The following is an 8,422-nucleotide window of genomic DNA, read 5'->3' on the forward strand; positions in this document are numbered from 1 at the left end:
GGCCGCCGCGGCCGCTGTCCGGCGCGCTGCGCGGAGGGCCGCCGTGCCGGGCCCGGTACTCGGCGCCGCGGTGGTTCCTTGGAGGGCACTGCGTCACCTGTCGGAGATCGTCGGGTTCGGCTGCGGGGACGTACGGGAGGAGGAGGGCCCGCCGTCCCCGGAGTCGGCGGGCGGTCCGGACAGGCCCCGGGTCTGCGGGGACACGCCGGTGTCCGACTGCGCCCGGGCGGCGTCGGACGGTTCGGCGGCCGGGGGCGGCGTCTGCACGGACGGCGGGGCGGAGGGATCGTCGCTCGCCGTCGGGGACGGCTCCGGTGCGGGCGGCAGGGGCTCCGCGGCGGCCTTCTGCGGTACGCCGAGGACCTTGCCGTCCGGGCCGAGGAAGGCGGGGCCGCCGCCGGGCACCATGCCCAGCTCGCGGGCGCGCCGCTCGAGGGCGTCGGGGGCCGAGTGGCGGTCGACGTCCCGTTGCAGCGCCTGCTGCTCGTCCGTGAGTTCGTCTGTCTTCTTCTTGAGCTCGCTCAGCTCGAACGAGCCCTGGCTGAGCGACGAGTTCAGCAGCAGAAGCGTGATCAGCCCGCCGGACAGGATGAGCACGACCAGCAGGACGAAGGGTGCGCGGGCCGCGGTACTCGGCCCCGACGGCATCAGCCGCGCGAGCCGCGCGGCCGATCCCTTCAGCTGCTTGGCCGGTGTGCTCAAGGTGTCCTCCCCTTCGCTGGTCCGTCGGCCGTGCGGGTCGCCCGGTCCGCCCCGCTCACGCGACGTCCTCCCGGATGCGCTCTGCCCCCCTCAGACGCGCTGGAGCCGCACGGCGGTTCTGTTCGACCTCTTCCTCCGTGGGCAGCTCCGCTCCGCGGGTCAGCAGCTTCAGCCTGGGCTGGTACCGCTCGGGGACGACGGGCAGTCCGGGCGGCGCGGTGTTCGCGGCACCGGCCGCGAAGACCTGCTTGACCAGCCGGTCCTCGAGGGAGTGGTACGAAAGGACGGCGATCCGCCCGCCCACGGCGAGCGCGGAGACCGCGGCGGGGACGGCCCGCTCGAGGACGGCCAGCTCGCCGTTCACCTCGATGCGCAGGGCCTGGAAGGTGCGCTTGGCCGGGTTGCCGCCGGTGCGCTTGGCGGCCTGGGGCAGTGCGTCGCGGATGAGCTCGACGAGCCGGGCGCTGTTGGTGAAGGGCTCCTTCTCGCGCTCCCGCACGATGGCGGACACGATCCGCTTGGCCTGCTTCTCCTCGCCGTACGCGCGCAGGATGCGCACCAGTTCACCGGGCGGGTAGGTGTTGAGGACCTCCGCGGCGCTGAGGCCGGTGCTCTGGTCCATGCGCATGTCGAGCGGGGCGTCCTGGGCGTAGGCGAAGCCCCGGTCCGCCTCGTCGAGCTGCATGGAGGAGACGCCGAGGTCGAACAGCACGCCCTGCACCTTGGGGATGCCGAGACGGTCGAGGACTTCGGGGAGCTCGTCGTAGACGGCGTGCACCAGCGTCGCCCGGACGCCGAACGGGGCGAGCCGCTCGCCGGAGAGACGCAGCGCCTCCTTGTCGCGGTCGAGCGCGACGAGCCGGGTCTCCGGAAAGCGTTCGAGCAGGGCCTGGCTGTGGCCGCCGAGGCCGAGGGTGCAGTCGACGACGACTCCGCCCGGCTCCTGGAGCGCGGGAGCCAGCATGTCCAGGCACCGCTGGAGCATCACCGGGACGTGTCGGGTCTGGCTCATGCGCCCTCTCAGATCCGGTGCGGGCGGGTCATGGGCGGGCCGTGCGTACGCCGCGCACGCGGGGAATTGTGTGGGAAACCACCGGTTGTGCGGTTGGTGTCCGTGAACTCCGCGTCACTTTAGTGCACTGGTCCGGCCGGTCAATCAACCGGCCGAGCGCGTCGCGCGGACCGCCGAATCAGGCTTGTGGGTTACCTCACAGAGCGGGTCGTTGACGTTCTTTTGTCCGCTCTCATTACGGGCCACCCGAGGCGGTGACCGTTACCTTCTTTTCCATGTCGACTTCTGCGCACCAGCCTGCCACCGACACCGCCGTGCGTACCGGTGGCACCGTCACTGACCGTCTCGTCGAAGCCAACCGGACGTACGCCGCCCGGTTCGAGGACCCGGGCATGGACGCCCGCCCCGTACTCAAGGTCGCGGTGGTCGCGTGCATGGACGCCCGGCTCGACCTGCACGCCGCGCTCGGGCTCGAGCTGGGCGACTGCCACACGATCCGCAACGCCGGCGGTGTGGTCACCGACGACGTGATCCGCTCGCTCACCATCAGCCAGCGCGCGCTGGGCACCCGCAGCGTGATTCTCGTGCACCACACCGGCTGCGGCCTTGAGACCATCACGGAGGATTTCCGTATGGAGCTGGAGGAAGAGGTCGGGCAGCGTCCCGCGTGGGCGGTCGAGGCGTTCCGCGATGTCGACCAGGACGTCCGGCAGTCGATGCAGCGGGTGCGCACCTCGCCGTTCCTGCTGCACTCCGACGACATCCGCGGCTTCGTCTTCGACGTCACCACGGGACTACTGAGGGAGATCGACCCCGCTGTGTGAGCAGTCGGGCACCTGACGAAACGGCCCAACCCCGGCATATCCCGTCCACTTGTCCACAGGCAAGTGACACAACACGGGAACGCAAACAAGAATGCCTGTGGGACGTGCTTCCGGACCCTCCGGAAGCAGTGTCCGTGTTTCGGGGTGGGCCGTGCCGTCCAAGGCACCGGCCCTATGAACGGGCCGAGGAGGGCCGTGTGACGACCTATGACGATCGAGCGAGCCTCACGGATCTGACCACCACAGCGGATCGTGTCCGCAGGTCGGTCGAGAGCGTGATCGAGGGCAAGCCTGAGGTCGTACGGCTTTCGCTGACCGTATTGCTGGCCGAGGGACATCTGCTCATCGAGGATGTCCCCGGCGTCGGCAAGACGATGCTGGCCAAGACGCTGGCGCGGTCCATCGACTGTTCCGTACGACGCATCCAGTTCACGCCGGACCTGCTGCCGTCCGACGTCACCGGTGTGTCGATCTTCGACCAGCAGCGGCGTGAGTTCGAGTTCAAGCCGGGCGCGATCTTCGCCCAGATCGTGATCGGCGACGAGATCAACCGCGCGTCGCCCAAGACGCAGTCGGCGCTGCTGGAGTCGATGGAGGAACGACAGGTCACCATCGACGGGCACAGCTACGAACTGCCCAACCCGTTCATGGTGGTGGCCACCCAGAACCCGGTGGAGATGGAGGGCACCTATCCGCTGCCAGAGGCGCAGCGCGACCGCTTCATGGCGCGCGTCTCGATCGGCTACCCCAGTGCTTCCGCCGAGTTGCAGATGCTCGACGTGCACGGCGGGGTCTCCCCGCTGGACGATCTGCAGCCCGTGGCGCACGCCCACGACATCGTGAAGCTGATCGAGGCCGTGCGCGCGGTGCACGTCGCCGAGTCCGTCCGCCGGTACGCGGTGGAGCTCGTCTCAGCGACGCGCAGTCACCCCGATCTCAGACTCGGGGCGTCCCCGCGCGCCACACTGCACCTGCTGCGCGCCGCGAAGGCGTCCGCCGCTCTCAGCGGCCGTGAGTACGCCCTGCCGGACGACGTGCAGGCGCTCGCCGTGCAGGTGCTCGCGCACCGGCTGCTGCCGACGGCGCAGGCTCAGTTGAACCGCCGGACAGCCGAGCAGGTCGTGCTCGACATCGTCCAGCGCACCGCGGTGCCCACGACTGGCAGCTCGGAGGGGTCGTACGTCGGCGGCGGCCCGGACCGGGCACCGTTCTACGGGCAGCAGCCCGGCGCCCGGCGGCTGTGATGACGGCCGCAGGGCCCGATGCCTCGCCGGGCCCGGAAGGCACGAACGCCGGCGGGGTGCGCGCGGCGCTCGGCGGCCTCACCACCCGCGGCCGTTCCTTCCTCGCGGCCGGTGTGGCGGCCGCCGTCTGCGCCTACGCCCTCGGCCAGAGCGATCTCCTGCGCGTGGGGCTGCTGCTCGCCGGGCTGCCGCTGATCTGTGTGGTGGTGCTGTACCGCACGCGCTACCGGGTCGCGGCGAGCCGGCGGCTGTCGCCCGGCCGGGTGCCCGCCGGTTCCGAGGCGCGGGTCCATCTGCGGATGGACAACATCTCCCGGATGCCGACCGGGCTGCTGATGCTCCAGGACCATGTGCCCTACGTACTGGGCCCGCGGCCGCGGTTCGTGCTCGACCGGGTCGAGGCGGGCGGCCGGCGGGAGGTCTCCTACCGGGTCCGCTCGGACCTGCGGGGCCGCTATCCGCTGGGGCCGCTCCAGCTGCGGCTGACCGACCCGTTCGGCATGTGCGAACTCACCCGGTCGTTCAGCGCGTTCGACACCCTGACGGTCGTTCCGCGCACCGAGTCGCTGCCCGCCGTCCGCCTCGCCGGTGAGGCGTCCGGATACGGCGACGGCCGCCAGCGGTCGCTCGCCCTGGCCGGCGACGACGACATCATCCCGCGCGCGTACCGCTACGGCGACGACCTTCGCCGGGTGCACTGGCGCTCCACCGCGCGGTACGGCGAGCTGATGGTCCGGCGCGAGGAGCAGCCGCAACGGGCCAGGTGCACCGTGCTGCTGGACACCCGGCGGGCGGCCTACCAGGGTGCCGGACCGGACTCGGCGTTCGAGTGGGCGGTGTCCGGCGCGGCCTCCGCCCTGATGCACCTGCTGGAACGCGGCTTCGCCGTGCGGCTGCTGACGGACACCGGAAGCTCGGTGCCCGGCCAGGGCGCCGAGGGATTCGCCGGCTCTTTCCAGGAGTCCGCGGACGCCGCCGGGCAGATGATGGACACGCTCTCCGTCGTGGAGCACTCCGACGGCGCGGGCCTGTCCCGCTCGTACGACGTGCTGCGCGGCACGAACGAAGGGCTGCTGATCGCCTTTCTCGGCGACCTCGACGACGAACAGACCGCGCTGGCGGCCAGGATGCGCCGGAGCAGCGGCGCCGCGGTCGCGTTCGTGCTCGACGGCGGGACGTGGCTGACCGGCGGCTCGGTGACCGGCCCGGTCGAGAAGCGGCTGCAGCAGCTTCGTGAGGCGGGGTGGACCGCGCTCTCCGTCGCGCCCGGCGCGCGACTCGCGGATCTGTGGCAGCAGGCGGCACGGGAGCGCACCGAGTCGCCCGGCGCCGGTGCGTACGGCTCGACGGGAGGTTGGTCATGAGCGGTCGCGGACGGCTCGCGCTGTGCGCCTTCGCTGCCACGCTGATGGCGGCGGGAGCCCTGCTGCCGCTGGTGGACCCTCCCAACTGGATGCTCCAGGCGGCGTTCCTGCTGGCGATCCAGACCGGGGCCGGCGCCCTCGCCAGGCGGGTGCCGCTGGCCAGGCCGCTGACCGTGGCGGTGCAGGCGCTGGTCACCCTGCTGGTGCTCACCGTCGTCTTCGCCCGCGGCCACAGCTTCCTGGGGGTACTGCCGGGACCGGAGGCGTTCGCCCACTTCGGCGAGCTGCTGCGGGCCGGGGCCGACGACGTGGGCCGGTACGCGATCCCGGCCCCGGCGACCGACGGCATCAGGCTGATGGTGATCGGCGGCGTGCTGCTGATCGGCCTCGCGGTCGACGCACTGGCGGTGACGTTCCGCAGCGCGGCCCCGGCCGGTCTGCCGCTCCTGGCGCTCTACTCGGTGGCCGCCGGGCTGTCCGGCGGCGGCGCCAGCTGGCTGTGGTTCCTGCTGGCCGCCTCCGGCTACCTGGTGCTGCTGCTCGCGGAGGGCCGGGACCGGCTGTCCCAGTGGGGGCGCGTGTTCGGTGGGGCCCCGGCCGCCCGCGGCCGTTCGACGGGCGGCCTCGCCCAGGCGGAGGGACGGCCCCAGGCACCGGTCCGCGCCGGCCGCCGGATCGGCGTTCTCGCGCTGGGCATCGCGCTCGTGGTGCCGGCGGCACTGCCCGCGCTGAACGGCGGACTGATCGGCAGCGTGGGCAACGGCTCCGGCGGCGGGATCGGTGGCGGTGGCGGCACGATCTCGGCCGTCAATCCGCTGGTCTCGCTGCAGGACAACCTGAACCAGCCGCAGAACCGGGAGGTTCTGCGGTACCGAAGCAACGCGCCCGGCAACGAGGACATGTATCTGCGGATCCTGGCTCTCGACCGGTTCGACGGCACGTCATGGCGCTCCTCGGAGCGGAAGGTCACCGATGTGCCGGAGCGGCTGCCCGAGCCGGTGGGACTGAGCCCGTCGGTCCAGGTCACCGAGGTCCGCACCAACATCTCCGCGGCCGGTTCGTACAAGCAGAACTGGCTGCCGATGCCCTTCCCGGCGACGACGGTGGCCATCGACGGCCGCTGGCGGTACGAGCCCGCGGGACGGACTCTGGTCGGCGACCGCGACCAGACCACGTCCGGCGCGCAGTACTCGGTCAACAGCCTGATCGTGCAGCCCACCCAGGAGCAGCTGGCGGCCGCGCCCGCGGCGCCCGCCGCGCTGCTCCAGGAGTACACCAGGGTCCCCGATGTGCTGCCCGAGGACGTCGGGAAGACGGCGCTCACGGTGACCGAGGGCGCGGCCAACGACTACGAGCGGGCGAAGAAGCTCGAGGACTGGTTCTCGCTCGACGGCGGCTTCACCTACGACACCGACGTCCGGTCGGGTACGGGCGTCACTGCCATCAGCCGCTTCCTGAAGCAGAAGAAGGGCTTCTGCGTCCACTTCTCCTTCTCGATGGCCGCGATGGCGCGCACGCTGGGCATCCCGGCCCGGGTCGCCGTGGGTTTCCAGCCGGGCGCCACACAGTCGGACGGCACGGTGTCGGTCGGCCTGCGCGATGCCCACGCATGGCCCGAGCTGTACTTCGAGGGTGTGGGATGGACCCGTTTCGAGCCGACCCCGAGCCGTGGGTCCAGGCCCGACTACACCCGGGAGCAGACGCCCGTCGGCGGTCCCTCTGATCCGGCACGGCCGGAGGAGGGCGCTTCCGCCGCCCCCGAGCAGTCGGACCGTCCGCAGGACGCGTGCCCCCGGCACGAACGGGAGTTGGGCGAGTGCGGCGCCGCCGATCCGCGTGACGTGCAGCCCCCGCAGGCGCAGGACTCGTCGCTGGGCACGGTGCTGCTGACCGCCCTCGGTGTCGCTGCCGGACTGCTGCTGCTGTCGGTGCCCTTGCTGTGGCGGATCGTGACGCGTTCCCGGAGGCTGTCCGGATCCCCGGTCCGGCCGGCGAAGGGGGACGAACCGCATGCACGGGGTTCGTCCGCCGGGCCCGCCGGCGCCGATGCCGTGTCGCTCGACGCTCAGGGCAGCGCGGCCGCCGGGCGTACGGCGGTGGCCGACCCCGGCCGGACGCTGGCCATATGGCAGGAGGTCACGGACTCCGCGTGGGACGTGGGCGTTCTGCCCGATGATTCGCTGACGCCCCGCAAGGCGGCGGCACGCATCGTCCGGCTGGGCAAGCTGGAGGACGAACCGGCGGCAGCCGTGCACCGGATGGCCCGTTCGGTGGAGCAGGTCCTCTACGCGCCCGTTCCGAAGTCCGCCACGGGCCTCGCCGAGGACGCCCGGCGGATCCAGGCGGGGCTGCTCGGTGCCGTGGGCTTTGGGACCCGGATGCGGGCCGTGCTGCTGCCCCGCTCCTCCGTCCGCGCCGTATGGGCGCTGACCGAGCGCTGGTCGGCCGTCACAGACCGGTGGCACATACGGCGGCTGAGGCTGAACCGGTGGGCCCAGACTCTCCGTCGGCCGTCGCGGCAGCAGGGCTGAGCGGCTCGGCGCGAGCTCCCTTGGGCCCGGCTCACGGGCAGGCCAAAGGGGCCGCTACCCCCGGCCGGGCTCACGGGCAGGGCGCCCGCCCGGCTACCTCACGGGCCGGCCGACCGGCTCCAGCCTTCGCGGGGCCGCTCCCGGCCGGCCCGGAAGCTCGCGGGGCTCGGCCGGAAGCATCCCGGAGTCGGTCACGGGCCCCGGGGGCGCCGCAGGTGCCCGGGCCTGCGGACGAGGAGCGCCCCGTGACACGTGTGAGGGGCGACGCCGTCCGGCGTCGCCCCTCACATACGTTCCAGCTCTGTACAGGCTTGCGGTCCGCGGTCCTCAGCGGCCGCCCTGACCACCCTGTTCGTCGCGGCGGCGCTGCCACCGCTGCTCGATCCGGCTCATCATCGATCTGTGCTGGTGAGACTTACGACGCCCCTGTTCACCGGAGGCGGCCTGCTGTTCGCCCGGCTTCGGCGCCTTGCGCCAGCCGGTGATCGCGAGAACCGCGCAGCCGAGCATCACGAGGAAGCCCACCACACTGATCCAGATCTGCTGGGCGACCATTCCGGCCATGAGGAGCGCGATACCCACCAGGAAGCCTGCGACTGCCTGGTAGACCCGTCGCCGGGTGTACGTACGCAGCCCGCTTCCCTCGAGCACTGTCGCGAACTTGGGATCTTCGGCGTACAGCGCTCGCTCCATCTGCTCGAGCATTCGCTGCTCGTGCTCCGAGAGCGGCACGGAGTCCTCCTCG

The 8,422-nt window shown here is 72.2% G+C and carries 7 protein-coding genes; 4 read left to right on the forward strand and 3 right to left on the reverse strand.

What is annotated here, in order from left to right; all coding sequences use genetic code 11:
* Positions 1-93: 93 nt before the first annotated feature.
* Both AB0903_RS17740 and rsmH read right to left on the reverse strand, forming a co-directional pair.
* The gene (locus AB0903_RS17740) at positions 94-702 is read right to left on the reverse strand and encodes a septum formation initiator family protein (RefSeq protein WP_366703722.1); all 609 of its coding nucleotides are present in this window, start codon (positions 700-702) and stop codon (positions 94-96) included.
* A gap of 55 nt (positions 703-757) precedes the next feature.
* A complete protein-coding gene (gene rsmH / locus AB0903_RS17745; RefSeq protein ID WP_366703724.1) occupies positions 758-1,714 on the reverse strand; it encodes a 16S rRNA (cytosine(1402)-N(4))-methyltransferase RsmH in 957 nt (318 codons plus the stop codon).
* 275 nt (positions 1,715-1,989) lie between these two features.
* Here rsmH and AB0903_RS17750 point away from each other — a divergent pair, with 275 nt between their 5' ends.
* The 4 genes from AB0903_RS17750 to AB0903_RS17765 all read left to right on the forward strand — a co-directional run bounded on the left by AB0903_RS17750 (position 1,990) and on the right by AB0903_RS17765 (position 7,677).
* A complete protein-coding gene (locus tag AB0903_RS17750; RefSeq protein WP_366703726.1) occupies positions 1,990-2,538 on the forward strand; it encodes a carbonic anhydrase in 549 nt (182 codons plus the stop codon).
* A 197-nt stretch (positions 2,539-2,735) separates the two neighbouring features.
* A complete protein-coding gene (locus AB0903_RS17755; protein ID WP_366703728.1) occupies positions 2,736-3,782 on the forward strand; it encodes a MoxR family ATPase in 1,047 nt (348 codons plus the stop codon).
* Positions 3,782-5,146 carry a DUF58 domain-containing protein gene (locus AB0903_RS17760; protein ID WP_366703730.1) on the forward strand — a complete coding sequence of 455 codons (1,365 nt, stop codon included), beginning with the start codon at positions 3,782-3,784 and terminating at the stop codon, positions 5,144-5,146. Before AB0903_RS17755 ends, AB0903_RS17760 begins: the two co-directional genes overlap by 1 nt.
* The gene (locus tag AB0903_RS17765) at positions 5,143-7,677 is read left to right on the forward strand and encodes a DUF3488 and transglutaminase-like domain-containing protein (protein ID WP_366703732.1); all 2,535 of its coding nucleotides are present in this window, start codon (positions 5,143-5,145) and stop codon (positions 7,675-7,677) included. Before AB0903_RS17760 ends, AB0903_RS17765 begins: the two co-directional genes overlap by 4 nt.
* A gap of 327 nt (positions 7,678-8,004) precedes the next feature.
* Here the strand turns inward: AB0903_RS17765 and AB0903_RS17770 are convergent, their stop codons facing one another.
* Positions 8,005-8,409, reverse strand: a complete 405-nt coding sequence (locus AB0903_RS17770) for a DUF3040 domain-containing protein (protein WP_366703882.1) — start codon at positions 8,407-8,409, stop codon at positions 8,005-8,007.
* Between the last annotated feature and the right edge of the window lie 13 nt (positions 8,410-8,422).

The organism is Streptomyces sp. NPDC048389, assembly GCF_040706335.1.
Lineage (GTDB): Bacteria > Actinomycetota > Actinomycetes > Streptomycetales > Streptomycetaceae > Streptomyces.

What these genes read in the sequence shown, in the direction of transcription:
- rsmH (WP_366703724.1), bottom strand. Translation starts at nt 1,714, where the DNA reads ATGAGCCAGACCCGACACGTCCCGGTGATGCTCCAGCGGTGCCTGGAC.
- AB0903_RS17760 (WP_366703730.1), top strand. Translation starts at nt 3,782, where the DNA reads ATGACGGCCGCAGGGCCCGATGCCTCGCCGGGCCCGGAAGGCACGAAC.
- AB0903_RS17765 (WP_366703732.1), top strand. Translation starts at nt 5,143, where the DNA reads ATGAGCGGTCGCGGACGGCTCGCGCTGTGCGCCTTCGCTGCCACGCTG.
- AB0903_RS17750 (WP_366703726.1), top strand. Translation starts at nt 1,990, where the DNA reads ATGTCGACTTCTGCGCACCAGCCTGCCACCGACACCGCCGTGCGTACC.